23 protein-coding genes are annotated in these 24113 nt (G+C 71.5%); 11 read left to right on the top strand and 12 right to left on the bottom strand.

Features of this window, described 5'->3' with window-relative positions; all coding sequences use genetic code 11:
* Nucleotides 1-3 precede the first annotated feature (3 nt).
* Nucleotides 4-618, bottom strand: a complete 615-nt coding sequence (locus AB0J40_RS22445; RefSeq protein WP_364456060.1) for a DJ-1/PfpI family protein — start codon at nucleotides 616-618, stop codon at nucleotides 4-6.
* 66 nt (nucleotides 619-684) lie between these two features.
* Here AB0J40_RS22445 and AB0J40_RS22450 point away from each other — a divergent pair, with 66 nt between their 5' ends.
* Genes AB0J40_RS22450 through AB0J40_RS22460 form a run of 3 tightly spaced genes read left to right on the top strand, consistent with a single transcriptional unit; the run spans nucleotide 685 to nucleotide 3631 of the window.
* Entirely contained in the window at nucleotides 685-2016 is a 1332-nt protein-coding gene (locus AB0J40_RS22450; RefSeq protein WP_364456062.1) for a PLP-dependent aminotransferase family protein, read from the top strand.
* A 51-nt stretch (nucleotides 2017-2067) separates the two neighbouring features.
* Nucleotides 2068-3288 carry a styrene monooxygenase/indole monooxygenase family protein gene (locus AB0J40_RS22455; protein ID WP_364456064.1) on the top strand — a complete coding sequence of 407 codons (1221 nt, stop codon included), beginning with the start codon at nucleotides 2068-2070 and terminating at the stop codon, nucleotides 3286-3288.
* Nucleotides 3289-3340: 52 nt separating this feature from the next.
* Nucleotides 3341-3631, top strand: coding sequence for a DUF4342 domain-containing protein (locus AB0J40_RS22460; protein WP_364456066.1), 291 nt, complete (start codon nucleotides 3341-3343; stop codon nucleotides 3629-3631).
* A gap of 40 nt (nucleotides 3632-3671) precedes the next feature.
* Here AB0J40_RS22460 and AB0J40_RS22465 read toward each other — a convergent pair whose 3' ends face one another.
* The 5 genes from AB0J40_RS22465 to AB0J40_RS22485 all read right to left on the bottom strand — a co-directional run bounded on the left by AB0J40_RS22465 (nucleotide 3672) and on the right by AB0J40_RS22485 (nucleotide 9931).
* Nucleotides 3672-5117 carry an alpha/beta hydrolase gene (locus AB0J40_RS22465; RefSeq protein WP_364456068.1) on the bottom strand — a complete coding sequence of 482 codons (1446 nt, stop codon included), beginning with the start codon at nucleotides 5115-5117 and terminating at the stop codon, nucleotides 3672-3674.
* A 71-nt stretch (nucleotides 5118-5188) separates the two neighbouring features.
* Nucleotides 5189-6187 carry a TIGR03842 family LLM class F420-dependent oxidoreductase gene (locus AB0J40_RS22470; RefSeq protein WP_364456070.1) on the bottom strand — a complete coding sequence of 333 codons (999 nt, stop codon included), beginning with the start codon at nucleotides 6185-6187 and terminating at the stop codon, nucleotides 5189-5191.
* A gap of 9 nt (nucleotides 6188-6196) precedes the next feature.
* A complete protein-coding gene (gene hydA, locus AB0J40_RS22475) occupies nucleotides 6197-7579 on the bottom strand; it encodes a dihydropyrimidinase (protein WP_364456071.1) in 1383 nt (460 codons plus the stop codon).
* A complete protein-coding gene (locus AB0J40_RS22480) occupies nucleotides 7579-8361 on the bottom strand; it encodes a nitrilase-related carbon-nitrogen hydrolase (protein ID WP_364456293.1) in 783 nt (260 codons plus the stop codon). Before AB0J40_RS22480 ends, hydA begins: the two co-directional genes overlap by 1 nt.
* Nucleotides 8362-8371: 10 nt before the next feature.
* Nucleotides 8372-9931 carry an NCS1 family nucleobase:cation symporter-1 gene (locus AB0J40_RS22485; protein ID WP_364456072.1) on the bottom strand — a complete coding sequence of 520 codons (1560 nt, stop codon included), beginning with the start codon at nucleotides 9929-9931 and terminating at the stop codon, nucleotides 8372-8374.
* Nucleotides 9932-10151: 220 nt separating this feature from the next.
* On the opposite strand from AB0J40_RS22485, the gene AB0J40_RS22490 reads away from it, so the two are divergent.
* From AB0J40_RS22490 to AB0J40_RS22500, 3 genes are all read left to right on the top strand, one after another.
* Complete coding sequence (locus tag AB0J40_RS22490; protein ID WP_364456073.1) at nucleotides 10152-10844, top strand: response regulator transcription factor; 693 nt, start codon at nucleotides 10152-10154, stop codon at nucleotides 10842-10844.
* Nucleotides 10841-11821, top strand: a complete 981-nt coding sequence (locus tag AB0J40_RS22495; protein WP_364456075.1) for an ATP-binding protein — start codon at nucleotides 10841-10843, stop codon at nucleotides 11819-11821. The genes AB0J40_RS22490 and AB0J40_RS22495 overlap by 4 nt, the downstream gene beginning before the upstream one ends.
* Nucleotides 11822-12067: 246 nt before the next feature.
* The gene (locus AB0J40_RS22500; RefSeq protein WP_364456294.1) at nucleotides 12068-13582 is read left to right on the top strand and encodes a DUF4173 domain-containing protein; all 1515 of its coding nucleotides are present in this window, start codon (nucleotides 12068-12070) and stop codon (nucleotides 13580-13582) included.
* A gap of 130 nt (nucleotides 13583-13712) precedes the next feature.
* Here AB0J40_RS22500 and AB0J40_RS22505 read toward each other — a convergent pair whose 3' ends face one another.
* On the bottom strand, nucleotides 13713-14045 hold the full coding sequence (locus AB0J40_RS22505) for an SSI family serine proteinase inhibitor (RefSeq protein WP_364456077.1): 333 nt from the start codon (nucleotides 14043-14045) through the stop codon (nucleotides 13713-13715).
* A gap of 58 nt (nucleotides 14046-14103) precedes the next feature.
* The gene (locus AB0J40_RS22510) at nucleotides 14104-15738 is read right to left on the bottom strand and encodes a PucR family transcriptional regulator ligand-binding domain-containing protein (RefSeq protein WP_364456078.1); all 1635 of its coding nucleotides are present in this window, start codon (nucleotides 15736-15738) and stop codon (nucleotides 14104-14106) included.
* 134 nt (nucleotides 15739-15872) lie between these two features.
* Here AB0J40_RS22510 and AB0J40_RS22515 point away from each other — a divergent pair, with 134 nt between their 5' ends.
* Nucleotides 15873-17363 (top strand): CoA-acylating methylmalonate-semialdehyde dehydrogenase, encoded by a 1491-nt coding sequence (locus AB0J40_RS22515; protein WP_364456080.1) that lies wholly within the window; start codon nucleotides 15873-15875, stop codon nucleotides 17361-17363.
* A gap of 75 nt (nucleotides 17364-17438) precedes the next feature.
* Nucleotides 17439-18290, top strand: coding sequence for an aldo/keto reductase (locus AB0J40_RS22520; protein WP_364456082.1), 852 nt, complete (start codon nucleotides 17439-17441; stop codon nucleotides 18288-18290).
* Here the strand turns inward: AB0J40_RS22520 and AB0J40_RS22525 are convergent.
* Genes AB0J40_RS22525 through AB0J40_RS22540 form a run of 4 tightly spaced genes read right to left on the bottom strand, consistent with a single transcriptional unit; the run spans nucleotide 18287 to nucleotide 20677 of the window.
* Nucleotides 18287-18778, bottom strand: a complete 492-nt coding sequence (locus AB0J40_RS22525) for a hypothetical protein (RefSeq protein ID WP_364456083.1) — start codon at nucleotides 18776-18778, stop codon at nucleotides 18287-18289. The genes AB0J40_RS22520 and AB0J40_RS22525 overlap by 4 nt on opposite strands.
* The gene (locus AB0J40_RS22530; RefSeq protein ID WP_364456084.1) at nucleotides 18775-19971 is read right to left on the bottom strand and encodes a hypothetical protein; all 1197 of its coding nucleotides are present in this window, start codon (nucleotides 19969-19971) and stop codon (nucleotides 18775-18777) included. The genes AB0J40_RS22525 and AB0J40_RS22530 overlap by 4 nt, the downstream gene beginning before the upstream one ends.
* On the bottom strand, nucleotides 19968-20285 hold the full coding sequence (locus AB0J40_RS22535) for a type VII secretion target (RefSeq protein ID WP_364456085.1): 318 nt from the start codon (nucleotides 20283-20285) through the stop codon (nucleotides 19968-19970). Before AB0J40_RS22535 ends, AB0J40_RS22530 begins: the two co-directional genes overlap by 4 nt.
* A complete protein-coding gene (locus AB0J40_RS22540; protein ID WP_364456087.1) occupies nucleotides 20285-20677 on the bottom strand; it encodes a YbaB/EbfC family nucleoid-associated protein in 393 nt (130 codons plus the stop codon). The genes AB0J40_RS22535 and AB0J40_RS22540 overlap by 1 nt, the downstream gene beginning before the upstream one ends.
* A 240-nt stretch (nucleotides 20678-20917) precedes the next feature.
* Here AB0J40_RS22540 and hrcA point away from each other — a divergent pair, with 240 nt between their 5' ends.
* The 3 genes from hrcA to AB0J40_RS22555 are packed head-to-tail and all read left to right on the top strand — an operon-like array spanning nucleotide 20918 to nucleotide 23897.
* Nucleotides 20918-21943: a heat-inducible transcriptional repressor HrcA gene (gene hrcA, locus AB0J40_RS22545; RefSeq protein ID WP_364456089.1), complete on the top strand. Its 1026-nt coding sequence runs from the start codon at nucleotides 20918-20920 to the stop codon at nucleotides 21941-21943.
* A 31-nt stretch (nucleotides 21944-21974) separates the two neighbouring features.
* A complete protein-coding gene (gene dnaJ / locus AB0J40_RS22550) occupies nucleotides 21975-23141 on the top strand; it encodes a molecular chaperone DnaJ (protein WP_364456091.1) in 1167 nt (388 codons plus the stop codon).
* A gap of 3 nt (nucleotides 23142-23144) precedes the next feature.
* The gene (locus tag AB0J40_RS22555) at nucleotides 23145-23897 is read left to right on the top strand and encodes a 16S rRNA (uracil(1498)-N(3))-methyltransferase (protein ID WP_364456092.1); all 753 of its coding nucleotides are present in this window, start codon (nucleotides 23145-23147) and stop codon (nucleotides 23895-23897) included.
* Nucleotides 23898-24113: the final 216 nt, after the last annotated feature.

Raw genomic sequence — 24113 nt, forward strand, 5'->3', positions numbered from 1 at the left:
CGGTCACTTTAGGGCAGGTGCCAAGTACGGGGTGACGTTTCGCATCGCCTGCGCGACGTACTCCGCCTTTTCCCCGACGGGCGCGACGTAGTGCATGGCCTCCTCCGCCGCCGCCAGGCTGTGGAGCCGGGCGATCGTCCACGTCGCCAGGTATGCCGACGCCAGGCAGCCGCCCGCCGTGGCGAGCGGGCCGCGGGCGAAGAACGGCTGGTCGAGGACTTCGACGCCGGCCGCGACGACCCACGGCTTGGTGCTGAGGTCCGTGCACGCGGGCACGTCGGTCAGCAATCCCAGCTTCGCCAGCACCAGCGTGCCCGAGCACTGGGCCGCCAGCAGCTGCCGCGCGGGGTCGAGGCGGCCCAGCACCCGCATGATCGCCGGGTCCGCCACCACTTCGCGGGTCCGGGCGCCGCTGCCGACGATCACGGCGTCGGCGTCGCAGGCCTGCTCGAGGTCCGCCATCGCTTCGATCGTGACGCCGTTCATCGAGCGCACCCGCGGTGCCGGGCTCGCGATGGACACCCGCCAGCCGGGTTCGCGGACGCGGTTGAGGACGCCGAGGGCGATCAGGGAGTCGAGTTCGTTGTAGCCGTCGAAGGTCAGGATCGCGATGTGCATGCCGGCACGCTAGGCCCGTCGATCCAGGACAGTCCAAGAATTGTCCTGCCTACAATCCGGGCATGCGTGCCCAAGTACAAGGGGGTCGTCGACGCCTTCGCGGCGCAGATCCGGAGCGGACGCCTGCCGGCCGGGACGAAGCTGCCCACGCACCGCCGCCTGGCCGCGGACGAGGGCATCGCCGTGGTCACCGCGTCCCGCGTGTACGCCGAGCTCGAAGCGATGGGGCTGGTCAGCTGCGAACAGGGCCGGGGCACGTTCGTGCGCGACCCCGCCGGCGCGCCCGGCGACGCGACCGACGAGCGGTCGGTGGCCGCCGACGCCCTCGACCTGAGTTTCAACTACCCGGCCGTGCCCGGGCAGGCCGATCTGCTGCGCCGGGCCTTGCGCGACCTCGCCACCGCCGGCGACCTCGACGCGCTGCTGCGCTACCAGCCCCACCGCGGGCGCGCCCACGATCGGGCCGCCGTCGCCCGGCACCTGCGCCGGCGCGGGCTCGACGCCGGCCGCGAGCGCGTGCTGATCGTCGACGGCGCCCAGCACGGCCTCGCCGTGACCGCCATGACCTTGTTCCGGCCCGGCGACGTCGTCGCGGTGGACGCCTTGACCTACCCCGGGTTCCGGGCGCTCGCGCGCACGCTCGCCCTGGACCTCGCGCCGCTGCCGGTGACCGCCGCCGGGCCCGACCTCGACGCCCTCGACCGGCTGTGCCGCCGCCGCGACGTCCGCGCGGTGTACTCGATGCCGACGCTGCACAACCCGCTGGGCTGGGTGCTCGACGACGCCCACCGCGCGCGCCTGGTCTCGATCGCCCGTGCGCACGGGTTGACGCTCATCGAAGACGCGTCCTACGCCTACCTCGCCGAGGACGCACCGCCTCCGCTGGCGACGCTCGCGCCCGAGGCCACGGTGTACGTTTCGGGGCTGTCCAAGAACGTCGCGACCGGCCTGCGCTTCGGGTTCGTCGCCGCACCCGCCGCGCTCGTGCCGTCGCTCGAGCGCGCCGTCCGGGCCACCACCTGGAACACCCCCGCGCTGATCGCGGAAATCGCCCGCCGCTGGCTCGACGACGGCACGGTCGACCGCCTCGAGGCGCAAAAGCGCGAAGACGCCCGACGCCGTCAGGCCGTCGCCGCCGAGGTGCTCGCCGGGCTACCGGTGGCCGCGCACCCGTCGTCGTACTTCCTGTGGCTGCCCCTGGCCCCGGATGCGCGCGCGGACCGGATCGCGGCGGCGCTGGCGCGGCGGCGGGTCGCGGTCGCCACCGCTGAACCGTTCGCGACGACGCCCACCGTGCCGCACGCCCTCCGGCTGGCGCTCGGCTCCGTCGGGCTCGCCGAGCTGCGCGACGCACTGGAGGCCGTCCGGCAGGAAGCGGGCGACGACGCGTTCCGCTGACGCCGGTCCCGAGTACGTTGGGAATCAAGGGTTTCCGGGGGAGGAGCGGCCATGCGGCGGATCGGGATCGTCGGAGCGGGGCAAGCGGGATTGGTCCTCGCCATCGGGTTGCGGCAACGGGGTTACGACGTCACGGTGTTCGCCGAACGGCCCGCGGCGGAGGTGCGGGCCGGGCGGCTCGTCTCCAACCAGTGCTTGTTCGCCCCGGCCCTGCGGCGCGAACGGGAACTCGGCATCAACTTCTGGGACGCCGAAGCGCCGCCGATTCGCGAAGTCGCCTTCGCGGCCGCGGGCGAGGGCGCCGAACCCGCCATTTCCTGGCGCGTCGGCCTCGACCGGCCGGCCCAGTCGGTCGACCAGCGCGTCAAGGTCGCCGACTGGATGACGGAGTTCGCACGCCTCGGCGGCGACCTCCGCATCCGCCGGGTCACCCCGGCCGACCTCGACGAATGCGCCCGCGAGTTCGAGTTGCTCATCGTCGCGGCCGGCCGCGGGCCGCAGTTCGACGCGCTCTTCGCGCGCGACGACGACCGCTCGCCCTACCGCGAACCGCAGCGGGCGATCGGCATCCTCTACGTCGCGGGCACGCTCGACGCCGTACCGGGCCTCACCTTCGGCATGGCGCCGGTCGGCGAATTCTTCCTGCTCCCGGTGCTTTCGGTGCACGGCCCGGTGCACGGCATCGGCTTCTTCGGCCTGCCCGGCGGCCCGATGGACGTCTGGGACGACGTCGCCGACGTCGACCAGCACTACGAGACCGCCCGGAAGCTGCTGCGCACGCACTACCCGTGGCAGGCGACGTTGCTGGACAACGCGAGTCCCGTGGCGCCGACCGAAATGCTGCACGGCCGGATCACGCCGATCGTGCGGCACCCGGTGGGCACGCTGCCGTCCGGGGCGAAGGTCCTCGCGATGGGCGACACCGCGGTGACCAACGACCCGGTCGGCGGCCAGGGCGCCAACATGGCCGCCCGCGCGGCCCGGGCGTACCAGGAGGCCATCGTCGACCGCGGCGACCGGCCGTTCGACGAAGAGTTCATGCACGACGCCTTCGCCCGCTACTGGCACCACGCCCGGCACGCGACGCGCTTCAACAACGACCTCCTGGCCCCGCCGCCGGAGCACGTTCTGGCCACGTTGGCCGCCGCACAGCAGAGTCGCGGGGTGGCGCACCGGTTCGCGCACCTCTTCGAGAACCCGGCCGACTACGAAGGCTGGCTGGGCGACCCGGAAGCGGCGATGGCCTACCTGCACGCGACGGCTCCGCGGTGACTTCCGGCCCCGGGCAGAATCGGGGAGCAGCCCATTCCGAGGAGGAACGAACATGGCGGTCGACAGCCCGACGCCGAAGCGCGCCGAACGGTTCCGCGGCCAGGCGTTGGTCGCGCGGGTCAAGGAACTCATCCACCAGGGCAACGTGCGGCGAATCCGGATCAAGAACGACGACGGCCACACGGTGCTGGAGATCCCGGTCACGGCCGGTGTCGTGGCCGTGATCGCCGCCCCGGTGGTCACCGCGGTCGGTGCGATCGCCGCGCTGGCCAAGGAATGGACCATCGAGGTCGACCACCGGGCGGCTCCCGGGAAGGAACCCGAAGAGGGCACGGGCGACTGACCGGACGGTGGCCGGGTCCGTCCCCGGCCACCGCGGTCCGTCAGTCGAAGGGGCCCCGGTCCGGGGCACAGACCGTGCCTCGGCCGGGGACGGAACCGGTGCCGTAGTAGCGGTCGAGCCACGCGTCCACCCACGCGCTCTTGCCGCGGGAGCCGTGGCCGTACGTGTCGAGGCTCAGCAGGTGCGCGTTGGCCAGCAGCTTCTCGGTTCGCTGGGCCCCGGCGTACGGCGTCTCCAGGTCGCCCTGGCGGTTGGCGAGGAGCAGGATCGGCGCCGTCGGCCGGTTCCACGGACCCGCGTACCGGCCGGCGTCCGAGACGTCCCACGTGGCGCACGGAAGCGTCTTGTAGACGTCGTAGGGGCCGAAGCCGCGGCCGACCTGGTCGGCGCGGTGGGCGTAATCCCACCAGACCGCCGGATCGTGCGGGTTCGCCGCGTCGGAGCACAGGGTCGCGCCGCCACCCAGCAGGGAGTCGACGTCCGGCGGGCCGCCCGCCGACGCCGGTGCGCGCGACGCCGGATCCGCCAGCGCCGTCAGGAAAGCGGCGAGTTGCGGGGCGGCTTGGGCGTTGGTCAGGTAGTCGTGGATCCGGGCGATCGCGCTCTGGTAGGTGACGACGACCTGCTTGCCGGTCGTGTCCGTCACCGTGATCGGGCCCGACTCCAGCCGATCCAGGATCGCGTCGTAGCCGAAGGCGCACCGGGAACCGCAGGCGTCCAAAAAGGACTCCAGGGCCCGTGGACCGTCTTCGTAGCCGCGCAGGCGGTAGCTCATCGGGCCGGGCCCGGTCGACCACCGCACCGGGTCGTCGACGGCGTCGAGAGCCAGCGAACCCACCCGGCCGGGGAACAGGTTGGCGTAGGTTTCGCCGAGGTAGGTGCCGTACGACTTCCCGTAGTACCGCAGTTTCGGCTCGCCGAACGCCGCCCGCAGCCGGTCGAGGTCACGCGCGATCGTCCCGGTCGAGAGGTGGTTCGCCAGCGGGCCGGCGTTCTGCTCGCAGAGGTCGGTGATCGTGCGGGTGTCCGCGATCTGCCGCTGTTCGGCATCGCGGGTCAGCGGGAACGTGCCGAGGGCGCGCTGCAGCACCTCGAGCTGCGCGGGGTCGGTGAAGCAGTGGATCTTCGAGCTGGCGCCGACGCCGCGCGGGTCGAAGCCGACGATGTCGAAGCGCTCGTGCAGGAAAGGCGTCAACGCGGGCGCGAACCGGCCGGACGAGCCCGGGCCACCCGGGTTGTAGAAGATGGTGCCCAGCTTGTGGGCCTGGTCGGTGGCGGGCAATCGGCCGACCGCGATGGACACGCTGCCCGCGGCAGAGTCCTGATAGGACAGGGGAACGTCGAGGTGGCCGCACTGGTACCCGGCGGCGCAGGTGTTTTCCCAGACGATTCCGGCGGGGCTCGCCGCGGCCGCGGGCGCGCTCACCGCGACCGCGGTCGCGACGGCCCCCAAAGCCAGCGCAGCACGGAGTTTCGGAGAATTCATGCCTCGATGCTCTCGTCACCGGGACCGGGGGCGCGCTGGTGCGCACCCCCGGAACCGGGGTAGGGCGGGCCCTACGCGGTGAGCTTCGGGATGATCTGTGCCCCGTAGGACGCCAGCGTCGCCTCACGGTCGTCGTGCATCAGGTACAGCGAGAACTGGTCGACGCCCAGTTCCGCCAGTTCCTGCAGCCGCTCGACGTGGGCGGAAGCCGGCCCCAGCAGGCAGAACCGGTCGACGATCTCGTCCGGTACGAACTCCGTCGACGGGTTGCCCGCCTTGCCGTGGTGGCTGTAGTCGTAGCCCTCCCGTTCACGGATGTAGTCGGTCAGCTCGCGCGGCACCGCACCCGACGAGCCGTACCGCGCCACGAGGTCGGCGACGTGGTTGCCGACCATGCCGCCGAACCAGCGCAGCTGTTCCCGCTGGTGCGGCAGGTCGTCGCCGACGTACGCCGGTGCCGCGACGCAGATGGTGATGCCGCCCGGGTCGCGGCCGGCCGCTCGCGCGGCGTCGCGGACCGCGCCGATCGTCCAGCGCGCGATCGCCGGGTCCGCGCACTGCAGGATGAAGCCGTCGGCGTGCTCGCCGACCGTCTGCAGGGCCTTCGGCCCGTACCCGGCCATCCACATCTCGAGGCGGCCGTTGCGGATCCACGGGATCTGCACGGTCTTGTCGTTCATCGTCACCGCGCGGCCCTCGGCGAGGTCCTTGACCACGCGCATGCAGTCGCGCACGGTGGCCAAAGTGGACGGTGCCTTCCCGACGACCCGGTGTGCGGAGTCGCCGCGGCCGATGCCGCAGACCGTCCGGTTGCCGTACATGTCGTTGAGCGTGGCGAAGGTGGACGCCATCACCGACCAGTCCCGCGTCCCCGGGCTGGTCACCATCGGCCCCACCACGAGCGACGACGTCGCCGCGAGCACGGCCGAGTAGATGACGAACGGTTCCTGCCACAGCACGCAGGAGTCGAACGTCCAGCCGTACCGGAACCCGCAGTCTTCGGCGTCCTTCATCAGCCGCACGACATCCCGCGCGGGCGGATCCGTCTGCAGCACGATTCCGAAATCCATCGCCCGCTCCTAGTTCAGGTACTGGTTCAGCGAGCGGGACAGGAACTTGCCGTGCGACGTCGAACCGGTGAAGCCGTCCGGCGAGACGACGACCCGCCCACGGGACAGCACCGTGTGCACCCGGCCGGTGATCTCGAACCCCTCGTACGCGGAGTAGTCGACGTTCATGTGGTGCGTCTCGGCGGACAACGTCTGCGTCGCCGTGGGATCGTAGATCACGATGTCCGCGTCCGAACCCGCCGCGATGACGCCCTTGCGCGGGTACAGCCCGAACATCCGCGCCGGCGTCGCCGAGCACGTCTCGACCCAGCGCCCGAGCGTCAGCTCGCCGGCGACGACGCCCTGGTGCAGCAGGTCCATCCGGTGCTCGACACCCGGCATCCCGTTGGGGATGGCCCGGAAGTCCCCGCGCCCCAGCTCCTTCTGGTCCTTGAAGCAGAAGGGACAGTGGTCGGTCGACACGACGGACAGGTCGTTGGTCCGCAGTCCGCGCCACAGGTCGGCCTGGTGCGACTTTTCCCGCAGCGGTGGTGAAGCGACGTACTTGGCCCCCTCGAAGTCCGGTTTGGCGAGGTCCTCAATGGACAGGTACAGGTACTGCGGGCAGGTCTCCGCGAAGACGTTCTGACCGTCGTTACGCGCCTCCGCCACCGCCGCAAGCGCTTGCGACGCCGACAGGTGCACGATGTACAGGGGCGAACCGGTCACCTTGGCGAGCTGGATCGCCCGCGATGTCGCCTCTCCTTCCAGTTCCGGCGGCCGGGTGAGGCCGTGCTGCACGGGGTCGATGTTGCCCGCGGCGAACGCCTGCGCCGCCAGCTGGTCGATCGCGATGCCGTTTTCCGCGTGCATCATGATCGTAGCGCCGATCTCGCGCGCTTTCTGCATCGCGAGCAGGATTTCCCCGTCCGTGGAGTAGAACACCCCCGGGTACGCCATGAACATCTTGAAGCTGCCGACACCGCCGTCGACGCAGGCTTCCATCTCCTTCAGCGACTGGTCGTTGACGTCGGAGACGATCATGTGGAAGCCGTAGTCGATCGCGCAGTTGCCGTCCGCCTTGGCGTGCCACTTGTCCAAAGTGGACAACAGGGAGGTGCCCTTGGCCTGCACGGCGAAGTCGATGATCGTCGTCGTGCCGCCCCACGCCGCCGCCGTCGTCCCGGTCGAGAACGTGTCGACCGAGTGGGTGCCGCCGAACGGCATCTCCATGTGCGTGTGCGCGTCGATGCCGCCGGGCAGCACGTACTTGCCGGTGGCGTCGATCGTCTCGTCGCCGGTCAGCGTCCCGGGCGCCCCGACGGCGGCGATGGTCTCGCCGTCGACGAGGACGTCCGCCAGGAGCGCACCCGACGGCGAGACGACCTGACCGCCCTGGATGAGCGTGGTCATCAGGCCTCCGCGAGCGGGCCGTAGGTGTCCGGGCGGCGGTCGCGGTAGAACGCCCAGGTGTTCCGGACCTCCTCGAGCAGCGACAGGTCGAGGTCGCGCACCACCACCTCGTCTTCGGTGTCGGACGCGGCGTCGCCGACCAGCTGCCCGCGCGGGTCGACGAAGTACGTCTGGCCGTAGAAGTCGTTGTCGCCCAGCGGTTCCACGCCGACCCGGTTGATCGCGCCGACGAAGTACTCGTTCGCCACCGCGGCCGCCGGCTGCTCCAGCTTCCACAGGTACTGCGACAGGCTGCGGCTGGTCGCCGACGGGTTGAACACGATCTTCGCCCCGGCCAGGCCGAGCGCGCGCCAGCCCTCGGGGAAGTGCCGCTCGTAGCAGATGTAGACGCCGATGCGGCCCACCGCCGTGTCGAACACCGGGTAGCCGAGGTTGCCGGGGCGGAAGTAGAACTTCTCCCAGAACCCCTTCACCTGCGGGATGTGGTTCTTGCGGTACTTGCCGAGGTAGGTGCCGTCGGCGTCGATCACCGCGGCGGTGTTGTAGTAGACGCCGGGCTGCTCGACCTCGTACATCGGCACGATCAGCACGACGCCGTGGCGCTGCGCCACCTCCCGCATGAGCTGCGTCGTCGGGCCGTCGGGGATGGCCTCGGTGTAGGAGTAGTAGTCGGCGTCCTGCACCTGGCAGAAGTACGGCCCGTAGAACAGTTCCTGGAGGCACACGACCTGGGCGCCCTGGGAAGCGGCGGTGGCGATGTGGTCGACCGCCGCCTTGATCATGGACTCCTTGTCACCCGTCCACCGCTGCTGGATCAGGCCGGCTCGAACCACGCTCACTGATTTCCTCCTTCGTCGTGGACAAGGGCATCGAGAGGGCGGCGAAGACGACGAACGCGCCGACCAGGCCGACCACCCAGTTGTAGTCGTAAAGCGGCTTGAGGAACGGGATCAGCCCGTCCGCGGGGAACGGCCCGCCGTACGCGCCGCCAACTGCTAGTACGGCTCCCACCAGCGTCGCGACCAGCGCGCGCCAGTTCCAGCCGCCGCTGAACCAATACACCCCATCGGGTGTGTAGAGGTCCTTCAGCCGCAGCTTCGTGCGGTTGATGACCCAGTAGCCGGCGACGAGCACCCCGGCGACCGCGCCGAGCAGGCCGCCGTAGAAGCCGAGCCAGGCGAAGATGTAGATGTTCGGGTCGGAGTACAGCCGCCACGGCTGGATCAGGATGCCGATGACGCCGGTGATCCCGCCGCCGATCGCGAAGGTGATCCGCTTCGGGAAGGCGTTGGAGAAGTCGTAGGACGGGCTGACGACGTTGGCCGCCAGGTTCGCCGAGATGGTGGCGAGCACCAGCGCGACCAGTGCGACGACGACCACGACCGGGCTGGAGAACTTGTCCGCCAGCTGCGCCGGGTCCCAGATGTCCTGGCCGTAGAGCACGTGCCCGCCCGACGTGGTCAGGATGGCCACGATCGCGATGAACGTCATCGTCGTCGGCAGGCCGAGGATCTGGCCGCGGACCTGCTTGCGCTGGCTGCCGCCGAAGCGGGTGAAGTCCGGCATGTTGAGCGACAGCGTCGACCAGAACGCGATCATCGCCATCAGGGACGGCGCGAACACCTTCCAGAAGTCCGGGCCCCAGCCGAGCTTGCCGCCGTCGGACAGGATCGGGCCGAGCCCGCCCGCCTTGACCAGCACGTACCCGAGCATGATCAGGAAGCCGACGGACACCAGCGGCGCCGTCCAGTTCTCGAACCGGCGGACCGCCTCCATGCCGCGCCAGATGATCAGCATCTGGCCGATCCAGAAGACCACGAAGGACAGCCAGAGCGTCCAGTGCTGGCCGGCGACGACGGCGGAGTCGCGCCACCACGAGCCGAGCAGGCGCCCGAGGATGACGTAGATGGCCTCGCCGCCGACCCACGTCTGGATGCCGAACCAGCCGCACGCGATGAACGCGCGCAGCAGCGCGGCGAGGTTGGCGCCGCGCAGGCCGTAGAACGCGCGGGCGAACACCGGGAAGGGGATGCCGTACTTGGTGCCGGCGTGGCTGTTGAGCAGCATCGGGACGAGCACGATCAGGTTGCCGATGGTGATGGTGATCAGCGCCTGCACCCAGTTCATGCCGAGCGCGATGAGCGACGCGGCCAGGGCGTAGCTGGGGATGTTGTGCGCCATCCCCATCCAGAGCGCGAAGTAGTTGTAGGTGGTCCAGGTTCGCTTTTCGATCGCGACGGGGGCCAGTTCGGAGTTGAAGAACCGGCTGCCTTCGAGAGACCGGACGTCGGCGGGGTCGAGCTCGACCCGGCCGTCGTCGTGCACGCGCTGGTCTGCGGGTGTCGGCGCCATTGCGGAATCCTGCGCGCCTGGTCAGGGCCGGGGCAACGGCAGTCTGTTCACTCTTCGCTGATCAGGAGTGCAGTCTGTCGATTGCGCGAACGGGCGTCGGAGTGCATGACCTGCGTCACACATCTGGGCGCAACGAACCGGCAAAGCGGGTGAAACGTCTCCACAGGATCTTCACAGTTCGCGCGAACCGTCTCCACCGGGGGTGCTTAAGGTCGTGGCCATGGAACCGGGAGTGCGGCGGGTGCTGGTCGTCGAGGACGACGTCACGATCGCCGCGTCGATCGCGGCCCGGCTGCGGGCCGAGGGCTTCACCGTCGACGTCGCCCACGACGGGCCGGCGGCGGTCTCCGCCGAGGCGTCCGGCGAACCGGACCTCGTCGTGCTGGACGTGATGCTGCCGGGGTTCGACGGCCTGGAGGTCTGCCGCCGGATCCAGGGCCGCCGCCCGGTGCCGGTGCTCATGCTGACCGCGCGCGCCGACGAGACGGACATGCTGGTCGGGCTGGGGGTCGGCGCCGACGACTACCTCACGAAGCCGTTCTCGATGCGGGTGCTGACCGCGCGGGTGCACGCGCTGCTGCGGCGGGTCGAGCGCTCGTCGTCGGTGGTGGGCACGCGGATCGTGCTCGGCGACCTCGAGATCGACGTCGACCAGCGGCGCGTCGCGCGGGCCGGCGTCGCGGCGCAGCTGACGCCGATCGAGTTCGACCTGCTGGTGCACTTCGCGCGGCGGCCGCGGGTGGTGCAGCCGCGGGAACGGCTGCTGTCGGAGGTGTGGGACTGGGACGTCCACGGCACGTCGGCGGGGACGCGGGCGGTGGACAGCCACATCAAGGCGCTGCGGCGGAAGCTCGGCGCGGACCTGATCCGGACCGTGCACGGCGTCGGGTACGCATTGGAGGCGGGAGCGTGAACTTCATTCCGCGGCCGCTCGACCGGATCCGGTCGATCAAGCTGAAGCTGGCGATCCTGATGGTCGCCTCCGGCGGCATCGCGTTCGCGTTCTTCAACTGGCAGATCGGCTGGCTGCCGCCGAAGACGACGATCACCGCGATGGTGCTCGCGCTCGTGTTGTCGCAGGTGCTGGCCCACGGGATGACCCGGCCGCTGCGCGAGATGACGGCGGCGGCGCGGGCGATGGCGAAGGGCGACTACACGCGCCGGATCCGCGCGACCACGCGGGACGAGGTGGGCTCGCTGGCGTCCGCGTTCAACCAGATGGCGGGGGACCTCGGGGACGCCGACCGGCAGCGGCGCGAGCTGATCGCGAATGTGTCCCACGAGCTGCGGACGCCGATCACGGCGTTGAGCGGGGTGCTGGAGAACCTGGTCGACGGGGTCGAAGATCCCGACCCGGCCACGTTGAAGACGGCGCTGCAGCAGACCGAGCGCTTGGCGACGCTGGTGGACGAGCTGCTCGATCTGTCGCGGCTCGACGCGGGGGCGATCCCGCTGCACAAGACGTCGTTCTCGCTCGCGTCGCTGCTTTCGTCGGCGGTCTCCGAGGCGGCTTTGGTGCGCGGGGTGACGTTCTCGGTGTCGGTCTCGCCACCGGACGCGGTCGTGGTGGCCGATCGCGGGCGGCTGTTCCAGGTGGTGGCGAACCTGCTGGAGAACGCGGCCCGCCACGGCCCGGCCGGTGGGTCGGTCGAGGTGCTGGCCGAGGTCCGGCCGGGCGAAGTGCGCATCGACGTGTGCGACGAGGGGCCGGGCATCGCGCCGGCCGACCGGGTGCGGGTGTTCGAGCGGTTCACGCGGGGGGAGCGGTCGACCGGCGGGGGAACCGGGCTGGGGTTGGCGATCGCCCGGTGGGCGGTCGAGTTGCACGGGGGGACGATCGAGGCCGTGGGGGCCGGGAGCCGGATCCGGGTGACCTTGCCTACGGGGTAGGTGCCCGGGGGTGGCGGTGCCGGGTCGGGCGGGCGCCCCAGGTCACGAATGACTCATTCCCGGTGCCGGGGGTCTCGGATGGGTGGTTCGCGACCTCGGCGCCGGCGAGTCGGGCGACACAGGCGCAGACATTTGCTAACGCGAACGAGAGTGGGGAAGATGCCGAAGAGCAGGATCGGTGAGCCGGGCGGGCAGAAGCCCGCGCCGCGGGGTAAGCGGGCGGCGTGGGGTTCGGCGGGGGCGGGGATGGCCTCGGGTGATGGAGAGGGTTCGGCTGCCGCGGAAGCCGCCTTCTCGGGTGGTGGCGTTGCTGTTGCTGCTCCGCCCGTCCTCCTGCAGCCGCTTCCACCGCCGAAATCCGCCGTCGTCCCGCTGCCGCCCGCTGTTCTCCCGGCTGCCTGCCTCGCCGGGGCCGGTGCTGCTCTCGTCCTGCCCGTCGACCGGCCCGGGGTCGGGTGGCTGCTCGCCGGCCTGGCCGTGGCCGCCGCCGTCTTCGTCGCCGATCGGCGGTCCTCCAAAGGCTCCGGCTCCTTCACCCGGGGCAGCGCCGGGTGGGCCGTCCTCGCCCTTGCCCTGCTCGGGATGGGGGCCGTGCGGGCGTCCGGGTGGCTGTTCGTCCTCTGCGTGCTCGGCGCCGCCGTCGCCGGGTCGCTGGCCGTCGTGGGGAAGCGGACCGTCAACTCCGTCTTCTACGACATGCTCGCCGTCCCGCTCGAAGCCCTGAAAGCGATCCCGTGGGCCGGCCGCGGCGTGGGACGCTTCGCCGCCCGGCGCGACGGCGTCGCGCGGCGGATCGCCCTCGCCGTGCTCGCCGCGGCCGCGCTCGTCGCCGTCTTCGTCCCGCTGCTCGCCAGTGCCGATGCCGCCTTCGCCGCCGTGGTCGGCGCCGTCGTCCCCGATCTCAGCGTCGACGTGCTCGTGCGGTGGTGCTGCGTCTTCGCCGTCGTCACCTTGCTCGTGGCCGGAGCCTGCTACTTCCTCGCCGCGCCACCGCACCGCGCGGCCGAAGACCGTCCACACCGGACTCGGTACGGTCTGGAGTGGACGGTCCCGCTGACCGTTCTGGTCGTGTTGTTCAGCGTCTTCGTCGGCGTCCGGCTGGTCGTGCTCTTCGGGGGCACCGAGTACGTCCTGCGCACGAGCAACCTGACGTCCGCCGAGTACGCGCGCGGCGGCTTCTGGCAGCTGTGCGCCGTCACGGTGCTGACGCTGGGCATCGTCGCCGCGGCGCTGCGGTGGGCGCCGAACGCCACCCAAGCCGACCGGCTCCGGCAGCGCGTGCTGCTCGGGGCGCTGAGCGCGCTCAGCCTGGTGCTCGTCGGGTCGGCGTTGAGTCGCATGTGGACGTACCAGGAGGCGTACGGCTTCACGGTGCTGCGGCTGCTCGTCGAGGTCTGCGAACTGTGGTTCGGCGCGGTGTTCGTGCTGGTGTGCGCGTCCCTGGTCAGGCTCCGCTCGACGTGGCTGCCCCGTGCGGCGATCGGCACCGCGGCCGGCGCACTGCTGGCCCTGGCCGTTCTCGACCCCGAACGGCTGATTGCCGACAACAACCTCGACCGCGCCGCCGCCGGCAAGCCCCTGGACCACCAGTACCTGGCGGGGTTCTCGACCGACGTGGTCCCGGTGGTGTCGGCCCGGCTGCCGGAGCCGCTGCGGACGTGCGTCCTGCGCCAGGTCCTCGCGGGCGACACCCCGGACGGCTGGCCGGCGTGGAACCTCAGCCGCGCGAGTGCCCGCGAAGTGACGCTGGGCACCTGCTGAACCACCGGCGCCCGCGGTGCGTGGTTAAGAACAATGCGCGGAAGCCACCGGGCCGTCGTGGGGGCGACCCGGCGGCTTCCGCGCGCCAAGGCGGCTGTCGCCGGTCGCGACCTCCGGTAGCGGAACAGTGTCAGAACGCGAAGACGTCGTCCGAATCCCGATCCGCTTCACAGTGGTTCGCGTACGTCGTCCGGAACGACACCGGCTTGCCGCGCCACGTGCCGACCGCCGTGACGTCCACCGGGGCGTAGATCAGCGTGCACATCTGGTGGCGCGACTGGATCCGCGAAAAGTCGCCGCCGGCGCTCTGCAGCACCGCGCATGCCTTGTCGTGCTTGGGGTGCGTGCCCCCGGCCGGGTCGCACGTCAGGACCACCGAGGCGATCCGGCCGGCCGTGTCGTGGGTGGTGAGCTGCAGCGTCGACGCCGGCGGCTGCGCGGGCGCGAGGCAGCTCAAGCTCATCAAGCAGGCTGCGAAGGGGATTAGGGCCATATCGGTTCCATCGGCAGCCAGGCGTCGATCACTGTGCTCCACGTCCGGGTGAGTCTTCTTCGCTCGACCGGGTGAGGTCCGCCGCCAGCAATGCCACGTACAGCGAGAGCATCGACTCGGGATCCTCCAGCCGGACGCCCAGCACCTGCTCGATCCGGGCGAGCTGCTGGTAGTACGCCGTCCGTGAGGTGTGCGCCGCCGCGGCTGCCGCCGACTTGTTGCCGCCCTGCTCGCAGTAGTGCCGCAACGCCTGCACCAGCCGGCTGCCCGTCGCGGCGTCGCGCTGCAGCAGCGGGCCCAGTTCCCGCTGGGCGAACGCCGTCACGCGCTCGTCGCCCGACAGCAGGTGCAGCAGGCCGCGCAACCGCACGTCGGACAGCCGGTGCAGGACCCGGTCCGTGCCGGCGCCCAGCGCGGCCGCCGCGACCTGCCCGGCTTCCCGCAGCGTCCGGCCCGCCTCGGCGGGCGAAAACACCGTCGTGCCGACCGCGAGCACGCCCGGCGCGCTGCTGCGGGCCTCGTGGACGTCGGTCGCGAGCCGGTGCAGCACGGTGTCGGCGTTGGCCTCCGGCGACAGCGCGATCAGCGCCCGCACGCCCAGTTCGTCGGTCGCGACCAGCGCCGACACCTTCGCGCGGCGCGCCGCCAGTACCGTCGCTTCGGCCAGTTCGCGCAGCACCGGCGGCGTCGACAGCGCGGGCCGGTTGCCGGCCAGCCGGGGCCGGACCGCCAGCCCGACCAGCTGCCGCCCGGTCAGCGGCACGGCCAGTGCCGAGGCCCGCGCCAGCAGCTCCGCCGACGGCGCCGGCGAAGCGAGCAGCTCGTTGAGCACCGCGCGGTGGGCCTGGCGCTCCAGGCCGTCGGAGTCCTTGGCGACCAGCCGGTGCACGGCCAGCGCGGACGCGGCCCGCTCGGCGACCACCCGGTGGCGGTGCGGCGGCTGGTCGGTGCAGACGACGACGAGCCGTCCCCAGTCGTGCCCGCGCGCGCCGACGACCGTCACCAGCCAGCCCGAACCGGGGTGGTAGCCGGTCCGCTCGCCGAGCTGCACCACCCGCGACCGCGACGGCCAGCCGGTGAGCAGCTCGGCCGGGTCGGTGCCGGCCGCGTCGTAGGCGAGGACCTCGTGCGACAGCGTCTCCAGCACCACCGGCTGCTCGGTCAGCCGCGCGACCTCGCCCAGGACGACGCCGGGTTCGGCGCCCGCGACCGTCAGCGCGGTGAACGTCTCGTGGACGCGCTCGGCGGCACGCAGCTCGGCGACCTGGGCGTCGACGATCTGGCCGTTGACCGCTTCGGTGACGCTCACGTACCGCGTCTCGCGCGAGAGCGTCACCAGCGGCAGGCCGTGCTTCTCGGCCGCCTCGACCAGCGCCGCGGGCAGCTTGTCGCTCCAGTGCCGGACCAGCTCGATCACCAGGCCGGCGGCGCCGACCCCGGCCAGGTCGGCGACGTAGCGGGCGAGCGACGGGCCGTCGTCGGGCAGCGCGACGCCGGTCGTCAGCACCAGCTCGCCGCCGCGCAGCAGGTGCGCGATGTCGGCGACCTCGGCGACGTGCGCCCAGCGCACCGGGGCGTCGAGCCCGGCCGTGCCGGCGACGACGTGCGGGCGGCCCTGGCGCAGCACCGGCAGCGCGAGCACCTCGGCGACGGTCGGGTACATGGCTCCTCGCGGTCTGATCGGCAGGGACAGACTGTACGGCCGGGACGGTGAGTCCGTACACGTTGTCGATGGCGTCGGTGTGGCGCCCGCCCGGAGACTCGCAGGAGACGTCCCCGAGCGAAGGAGCGCCCGCCGTGACCGACCGCATCACCCACTGGATCGACGGCAAGCCGTTCACCGGGACCGCCGAGCGCTCGGGCGAGGTGTTCGACCCCGCCACCGGGCAGGTCAGGGCCCACGTCGACTTCGCGGGCGACGCCGAGGTCGAAGCCGCCGTCGCCGCGGCCAAGGCGGCGCTGCCGGGCTGGCGCGGGACGTCCCTGGCCGGCCGGACGCGGGTGCTGTTCGCCTTCCGCGAGCTGCTGTCGGCCCGCAAGCACGAGCTGGCGAAGATCGTCACGAGCGAGCACGGCAAGGTCGAGTCCGACGCCGCGGGCGAGGTCGCGCGGGCGATCGAGAACGTCGAGTACGCGTGCGGTGCGGCCCAGCTGCTCAAGGGTGGGTTCAGCGAGAACGCCTCGACCGGGGTCGACGTCTACTCGATCGCGCAGCCGCTCGGCGTGGTCGGCGTGATCTCGCCGTTCAACTTCCCGGCCATGGTGCCGCTGTGGTTCGTCCCGAACGCGCTGGCCTGCGGGAACACCGTCGTGCTCAAGCCGAGTGAGAAGGACCCGTCGGCGGCGGTGTTCATCGCCGAGCTGTTCGCCGAGGCCGGGCTGCCCGCGGGCGCGCTCAACGTGCTGCACGGCGACAAGGCGGCGGTCGACGGGCTCCTCGAACACGACGACGTCAAGGCGATCTCGTTCGTCGGGTCGACGCCGATCGCGCGGTACGTCTACGAAACCGGGACCCGGCACGGCAAGCGCGTCCAGGCTCTCGGCGGGGCGAAGAACCACATGGTCGTGCTGCCGGACGCGGACCTCGACCTGGCCGCCGACGCCGCGGTGTCGGCGGGTTTCGGCTCGGCGGGGGAGCGCTGCATGGCGGTGTCGGTGGTCGTCGCGGTCGACCCGATCGGCGACGCGCTCGTGCAGAAGATCACCGAGCGGATGTCCCGCCTGCGCGTCGGCGACGGCCGCGACCCCGAATCCGAGATGGGGCCGCTGGTCACGAAGGCGCACCACGCGCGGGTGGCGTCCTATGTGGACGCGGGGGTTTCCGAGGGCGCGTCCCTGGTCGTGGACGGCCGGGGGATCGACGTGCCGGGTGACGGCTTCTGGCTGGGCCCGACGCTGTTCGACCACGTCCGCACGGACATGTCGATCTACACCGACGAGATCTTCGGCCCGGTGCTGTCGGTCGCGCGCACGGCTTCCTACGACGACGCTTTGGAACTGATCAACGCGAACCCGTACGGCAACGGCGTGGCGATCTTCACCGGCGACGGGTCGTCGGCGCGGCGGTTCCAGAACGAGGTCGAGGTCGGGATGGTCGGGGTGAACGTGCCGATCCCGGTGCCGGTGGGGTACTACTCGTTCGGCGGCTGGAAGGACTCGCTGTTCGGGGACAGCCACGCCTACGGGCCGGAGGGGTTCCACTTCTTCACCCGGACGAAGGTCGTGACGTCGCGGTGGCCGGACCGGTCGCACGCGGGCGTGAACCTGGGCTTCCCGCGCAACTCCTGACGCTTCCCGGGAATCGTCCGGGGTATCCCGCGGGTTCATCCCCGTGGAGCACCCCGGACGAAGATGGGACGAAACATGAGCGCGAAGAACTCCGGCACTTTCACCATCGGCGGCGACCTCCCGGTCACCCGCCTCGGCTACGGCGCCATGCAGCTCACCGGTCCCGGTGTGTGGGGCGACCCGAAGGATCCGGACGAAGCCGTCCGCGTGCTGCGGCGCGCGGTCGAGCTGGGCGTCAACCTGATCGACACCGCGGACGCCTACGGGCCCTTCGTCGCCGACCTGCTCATCAAGAAGGCGTTGCACCCGTACGCCGACGACCTGGTCATCGCGACCAAGGCCGGCTTCACCCGGCAGGGGCCGAACCAGTGGATTCCCGTCGGCCGGCCCGAGTACCTGCGCCAGCAGGTCGAGCTGAGCCTGCGCCACCTCGGCGTCGAGCGGATCGACCTGCTGCAGCTGCACCGCATCGACCCGAAGGTGCCCGTGGCCGAGCAGGTCGGTGAACTGAAGAAGCTGCAGGAAGAGGGCAAGATCCGGCACATCGGCCTGTCCGAGGTCGGCGTCGGCGAGCTGCGGGAAGCGCAGAAGACGGCCGAGATCGTGTCGGTGCAGAACCTGTTCAACCTGGCCAAGCGCGACGCCGAGCCGCTGCTGGAGCACGCCACCGAGCACGGCATCGCGTTCATCCCCTGGTTCCCGCTGGCCACCGGTGCGCTGGCCGGGCCGGACAGCCCGCTGACCGTGCTCGCGAAGGAACACGACGCCTCGCCCTCGCAGCTCGCGCTCGCGTGGCTGCTCAAGCGTTCGCCCGTCGTGCTGCCGATCCCGGGGACCTCGTCGGTGGCGCACCTCGAGGACAACGTGGCCGCCGCGGACATCGAGCTGACCGACGCCGAGTTCGACGCCCTCGGCAAGGCGGTCTAGGCCGGCAGGACGTTGATCAGCAGCTTGGACCGCGGCGCGATCAGGACGGTGTTGACCCGGTCCGGCCGGATCCGCTCGCGGAGCTTCCGCTCCAGCGGGTAGGTCCGGCCCCCCGCCTTGAGGTAGTAGTGCTCGTTGTACCCCTGGCTGAGCCGGGTGGAGAGCGCGATCGGAGCGTCGCCGCCGGGCCGTTGCCTGCCGAAGTCGTGGGTCCAGCCCGTGGTCGCGACCAGCTGACCGCTTCGCACGTCCGCCAGCCGGCGCCAGCAGACGAACGCGAACCAGGCGGCGATCGCGAGGATCGGGACGAGGGTGCCGAGGACTTCGGCGGCGGTCTCCGCCACGGCGGCGAGCAGCACCGCCACCACGAGGCCGGCGACGGCCAGGACGGCCGCGACCCAGAAGTTGAGGTCGAGCAGCTTTCCCCGTTGCGACGGGTGGAGCCGGCCGTTGCGGTTGGCCAGCTCCACCTCGGCCTGCTCGATCACTCGGCCTCGCCTTCGGGGTGTTCCTTCTCGTAGGCCTCGCGGGCCTCGTGATAGCGGTCGATCTGTTCGTTCTCCTGACGACGGCCCTCGGTCACGACACCGACGGTGTCCGCGGTGCTCCACCCCGGGTAGCCGCCGGCCTTCTGCCACTCCGCCGGCTTGAGCGCGCTGCGGCCGTCTTCCGAGTACTTGTCGCCGAGGCCTTCGACCTTCTCGCGGCCCGGGACATGGGACTCGGCGGCGTCGCTCCAGCCCTTCGCCGTCTCCTCCGCCGACTTCGCTTCCTTGCCGGCCTGCTTCAGCTCGGTGGCCTTCCGCTCGATGCCCGCGGCCGTGTCGACGCTCTTGTCCACGATCTTGTCGAGGCCCTTGCCGGCCTTCTTCAACGCGTTCGCCGCGCCTTCGAGGGCCGCCTTCGACTTGCCCGCGCCCTTCGCCAGGCTCTCCAGCTTCTCCACGACCTTCGCGATGCGCGTGCTGATCTTCTCCGCGAGCACCCCGCCCTCGACGACCGTGTCCGCGATGAACGCCGCGACCGTGCCGCCGAAGGTGCACCACGACGCCGCCAGCGCGGCCACGGCCTTGACGATCAGCTCGCCCACGAACGACGAGATCATGTCGCGGATCAGCCCGCGCTCCGTGCCGACCAGCGCCGCCCCGACGTTCATCGCCGTCGACGCGTCCCCGGCGTGCGCCGCCGCACCGCGCAGGACGCCGACGTAGCTCTCCGCCGTCCGCTGGTAGGCCTCCGCCGAGCCGCAGTCGCTGAAGGACTGCTGGACCTTCTTCGCCTGCCGCTCGTAGCTCTCGGCCGTATCGGTGAGCGATTTGGCGATGTTCGTCCAGGTCACGGCCTTGGCGGTGACGGCCTCGGGCTTGCCGGCGAGCTTGTCGAGGCCGTCCTTGAGGAAGCTGATGTGCTCGATCAGCCAGCCGACCCCGGCACTGGCGAGGGTGCCGAGCGGGTCCATCGCCGCGCCGAGCAGGTCGAGCGCGTCGGTGCCGACGTCCATGGCGAGGTTGCCCCAGTCGCCGTCGCGGGCGTCGGTGAGCGTCGACGCGGCGTCGCTGAAGATGCCCGCGCCGCCGGTCTGGGCGTTGAGGTTCGCCAGCTCGCCCTTCGAACCGTCGCCCATGCCGCTCCAGAAGCCGCCCGGCGACTCTGCCGTCGCGACCAGCGAGTTCTCCGTCATGCCGGCAGCTCCTTGCCGATGCCCTCGATCAGGCACTTCGTCTTGTCTTCGTGCTCGCGGAACGCCGTGTGCGCGGTCTTCACCCGGTCGGCGACCTCGTGACCGGCCGCGACGGCGTCGTTCAGGAAGCTGTCGGCACTGTCCACCCAGGCCTGGATCGGCACCGCGAACACCTGCCCGACCAGCCCGAAGGCGTCGAAGTCCAGCGCCTGCGCGCTGCCGGCGGCGTCGACGGCCTGCTGCACCTTGCCGGCGATCTCGCGGATCTCGTCCTCGTGGCCGCCCAGGACGTCGAAGTCGACCTTCATGGCCATCACCGGTCCCGGCGCAGGATCGGGCCGCCGAAGTCGTCGTCGGCGGGTGGATTCCGGCGTGGTTCCCGGTGCGGTTCTTCGGCCGGGACATCGGGTTCCGGAATCTGTTCCCGCAGGAATTGCATCGCGTCGCTGTCGGCGCCGATGACCGGCGCCATGACGGCGGTCAGCTGCCGGGCGGCGTCGAGCTGGGCGCGTTTGGCGGTGGCCAGGACGGCCTGGGCGAGCCGGGCGCGCGGCAGCTCGTCCGCGCGTGGGCCGAAGCTGAGTTCCTGCAGCGCACCGCTGGTGCCGACGGTCACCGTGACGGCACCGTCGGCACTCGTGGCGGACGCCGAGACGCGCTCGAGCCGCGCTTTGGCCTCGGCCGCGCGCCGGGCGATTTCGGGCATTCCGGCCGAAGCGGGTTCAATTCGGTTCACGGCGACCTCGGAAGTCGGGGGAAGGCATGCGGATGAGAGGCAGCAAACCGCTTTCCGGTTCCCCTCACAAGCCGGGAATTCGGGAAAAGAACAATGCATGGGAATTCTTTTGTCCGTCCTTTACCCGGCGCGGACGGCCCGGGTTGAGCACGACCGGCTCAGGCTTCCGTAAACTCGGGGTGAGCAGCGAGCGAGGTAGGTGAGGAACCGGTGGCCAACGCGGATGAGCGCCGCTTCGAAGTCCTGCGCGCGATCGTCGCCGACTACGTGTCCAACCAGGAGCCCGTCGGGTCCAAGGCGATCGTCGAACGGCACAACCTCGGCGTGTCCAGCGCCACCGTGCGCAACGACATGGCCACCCTCGAAGAAGAGGGCTACATCACCCAGCCGCACACCAGCGCCGGCCGCGTGCCGACCGACAAGGGCTACCGCCTCTTCGTCGACCGGCTCTCGGAGATCAAGCCGCTTTCCGCCGCCGAGCGCCGGGCCATCACCACCTTCCTCGACAGCGGCACCGACCTCGACGACGTCCTGCGCCGGTCGGTCCGGCTGCTCGCGCAGCTGACCCGGCAGGTCGCCGTCGTGCAGTACCCGATGCTGACCAACGCCAAGGTGCGCCACCTCGAAGTGGTGCCGCTCACCCCGGCGCGGCTCATGCTGGTGCTGATCACCGACAACGGCCGCGTCGACCAGCGCACGGTCGACCTCGGCGACGTCGTCACCGAAGAGGACGTCGCCCGGCTGCGGACCGTGCTCAACACGGCCATGTCCGGACGGCGGCTCAACGACGCCGCCGCGCGCGTGGCGGAACTGCCGGACCAGGCGCCGGGCGAGCTGCGGGACGCGCTCATCCGCGTCACGACCGTGCTGGTCGAGTCGCTGGCCGAGCACCCGGAAGAACGCCTGGTCCTCGGCGGGACCGCGAACCTCACGCGCAACGTCGCCGACTTCCCGGGCTCGCTGCGCCAGGTCCTCGAAGCTCTCGAGGAGCAGGTGGTCGTGCTCAAGCTGCTGGCCGCCGCGCGCAACCCCGGTGCGATCACGGTGCGCATCGGTGAGGAAAATGAGGACGAGCAGATGCGCAGCACCTCGGTCGTCTCGATCGGCTACGGCCGCGACGACGTGGTGCTCGGCGGCATGGGGGTGGTCGGCCCGACCCGGATGGACTACCCCGGCACGATCGCCGCGGTGCGCGCGGTCGCCAACTACGTGGGGCAGATCCTGGCCGGCCGCTGAGCCGGGCAGAGCAGAAGGAGAAGCAGAGACGGTGGCGAGGGACTACTACGGCATCCTCGGGGTGGCCAAGAACGCGAGCGATCAGGAGATCAAGCGCGCGTACCGGAAGCTGGCCCGGGAGCTGCACCCCGACGTCAACCCGTCGGACGACGCCCAGCACAAGTTCGCCGAGGTCACGACGGCCTACGAGGTGCTGTCCGACCCGCAGAAGCGCAAGATCGTCGACCTCGGCGGCGACCCCATGGACAACGGGGCGCGCGGCGGTGGCGGCGGCGACCCGTTCGCCGGGTTCGGCGGCCTCGGCGACATCATGGACGCCTTCTTCGGCGCGGCCGGTGGCGGCGGCGGGCGCGGGCGCGGGCCCCGCAGCCGCGTCCAGCCCGGCTCCGACGCGCTGATCCGGCTCGGCCTGACCCTCGAAGAGTGCGCGACCGGCGTCGACAAGGAGATCGCCGTCGACACGGCGATCGTCTGCGACCTCTGCCGCGGCGCCGGCACCGCCGAGGGCACCTCGGTCAAGACCTGCGACACCTGCGGCGGCGCCGGCGAGGTCCAGTCCGTCCAGCGGTCGTTCCTCGGCCAGGTCGTCACCGCCCGCCCGTGCCCGGTTTGCCGCGGCTTCGGCGAGGTCATCCCCGACCCGTGCCGCCAGTGCGGCGGCGACGGCCGCATCCGCGCCCGCCGCAACGTCACCGCCAAGATCCCGCCGGGCGTCGGCGACGGCATGCGCATCCGCCTCTCCGGCCAGGGCGAGGTCGGCCCCGGCGGCGGCCCGGCGGGCGACCTCTACGTCGAGATCGACGAGACCCCGCACGAGGTCTTCGTCCGGCAGGGCCACGACCTGCACTGCAACTTCCGCATCCCGATGACCACCGCCGCCCTCGGCGCCACGGTGCCCATCGCGACGCTCGTCGACGGCGACTACGAACTCGACATCGAACCCGGCACCCAGCCCAACGCCGAGCTCGTCCTCACCGGCAAGGGCATGCCGCGGCTGCGGTCCTCCGGCCGCGTCGACGGTCGCGGCGACCTGCACGTCCACATCGACGTCCAGGTGCCGACCAAGCTCGACGAAGCCCAGCGCGAGCTGCTGGTCGAGCTGGCCCAGCAACGCGGCGAGGAAGCCCCGACACTGTCGTCCAACGGCTCCAAGCACGGCGGCCTGTTCGGCAAGCTGCGCGCCAAGAACCACCGCTGACCCGTGCCCGACACCACCCTGCCGGTCTTCCTCGCCGCCTCGGTGCCCGCCTCCGGGCGCGCGGTGCTCGACGGCGAGGAAGCCCGGCACGCGGCCACCGTCCGCCGCCTGCGCGCGGGGGAGCGGCTCGTCCTGTCCGACGGCGCTGGCGCGATGGCCCGCTGCGTCGTCGAAACCGTCCAGCCCGGCCGGGACGCCGCGCTGACGCTGTCGGTCGAGGAAAGCTGGACCGAAGACCCGCCCGCCCTGCGCGTCGTCGTCGCCCAGGCCCTCGCGAAGGGCGACCGCGGCGAACTCGCCGTCGAACTGGCCACCGAGGCGGGCGTCGACGCGATCGTCCCCTGGCGCGCCGCCCGCAGCGTCGCCAAGTGGGAAGACGGCGGCCGCGGCGACAAAGCCCTCGCCCGCTGGCGCGCCACGGCCCGGTCCGCCGCCAAACAGGCCCGCCGCGCCCACGTCCCCGACGTCACCGAGCCCGTGAGCACCGGCGAGCTCGCCGGGCTCGTCGCCACCATGTCCCTGGCGATCGTGCTCGAATCCGACGTCCCCGACCGCCTCACCGACCTCGACCTCCCCGACACCGGCGACATCCTCCTCGTCGTCGGCCCCGAAGGCGGCATCACCGACGACGAGCTCCACAACCTGCGCGAAGCCGGAGCCAGAGCCGTCCGGCTCGGCACGACGGTGCTGCGCACGTCCACCGCCGCGGCGGTCGCGCTCGGAGCGCTCGGCGCCCTGACCACCCGGTGGCGGTGAAAAGATCACCGGAAAAAAGAAGCCCGATTTTGCGCCCAGTTATGGCGCGATCACACTCCGACCCGTTACTCTCGTTTACTAACGCACCACGCACCGTTCCGGGCTGGCGCGCCACTGGGAAGTTTCAAGCTCCGCCGGGCACCTCCCCCCTCGGTCCGGCGGCCGCCGCGGACGCGGTAGATCGACCCCCAGGGTCTACCGCTCCGCGGCCCCCTC

This window comes from Amycolatopsis sp. NPDC049691 (genome assembly GCF_040675005.1).
In the GTDB taxonomy this organism is placed as follows: Bacteria; Actinomycetota; Actinomycetes; order Mycobacteriales; family Pseudonocardiaceae; genus Amycolatopsis.

Coding starts and splice junctions, on each gene's coding strand:
- AB0J40_RS22500 (WP_364456294.1), top strand. CDS start 12,068: ATGGCCTCGGGTGATGGAGAGGGTTCGGCTGCCGCGGAAGCCGCCTTC.
- AB0J40_RS22510 (WP_364456078.1), bottom strand. CDS start 15,738: ATGTACCCGACCGTCGCCGAGGTGCTCGCGCTGCCGGTGCTGCGCCAG.
- hydA (WP_364456071.1), bottom strand. CDS start 7,579: ATGACCACGCTCATCCAGGGCGGTCAGGTCGTCTCGCCGTCGGGTGCG.
- AB0J40_RS22485 (WP_364456072.1), bottom strand. CDS start 9,931: ATGGCGCCGACACCCGCAGACCAGCGCGTGCACGACGACGGCCGGGTC.
- AB0J40_RS22455 (WP_364456064.1), top strand. CDS start 2,068: ATGCGGCGGATCGGGATCGTCGGAGCGGGGCAAGCGGGATTGGTCCTC.
- AB0J40_RS22465 (WP_364456068.1), bottom strand. CDS start 5,117: ATGAATTCTCCGAAACTCCGTGCTGCGCTGGCTTTGGGGGCCGTCGCG.
- AB0J40_RS22520 (WP_364456082.1), top strand. CDS start 17,439: ATGAGCGCGAAGAACTCCGGCACTTTCACCATCGGCGGCGACCTCCCG.
- AB0J40_RS22505 (WP_364456077.1), bottom strand. CDS start 14,045: ATGAGCTTGAGCTGCCTCGCGCCCGCGCAGCCGCCGGCGTCGACGCTG.
- AB0J40_RS22530 (WP_364456084.1), bottom strand. CDS start 19,971: ATGACGGAGAACTCGCTGGTCGCGACGGCAGAGTCGCCGGGCGGCTTC.
- AB0J40_RS22490 (WP_364456073.1), top strand. CDS start 10,152: ATGGAACCGGGAGTGCGGCGGGTGCTGGTCGTCGAGGACGACGTCACG.
- AB0J40_RS22535 (WP_364456085.1), bottom strand. CDS start 20,285: ATGGCCATGAAGGTCGACTTCGACGTCCTGGGCGGCCACGAGGACGAG.
- AB0J40_RS22480 (WP_364456293.1), bottom strand. CDS start 8,361: ATGATCAAGGCGGCGGTCGACCACATCGCCACCGCCGCTTCCCAGGGC.
- AB0J40_RS22470 (WP_364456070.1), bottom strand. CDS start 6,187: ATGGATTTCGGAATCGTGCTGCAGACGGATCCGCCCGCGCGGGATGTC.
- AB0J40_RS22460 (WP_364456066.1), top strand. CDS start 3,341: ATGGCGGTCGACAGCCCGACGCCGAAGCGCGCCGAACGGTTCCGCGGC.
- AB0J40_RS22540 (WP_364456087.1), bottom strand. CDS start 20,677: ATGCCCGAAATCGCCCGGCGCGCGGCCGAGGCCAAAGCGCGGCTCGAG.
- AB0J40_RS22445 (WP_364456060.1), bottom strand. CDS start 618: ATGCACATCGCGATCCTGACCTTCGACGGCTACAACGAACTCGACTCC.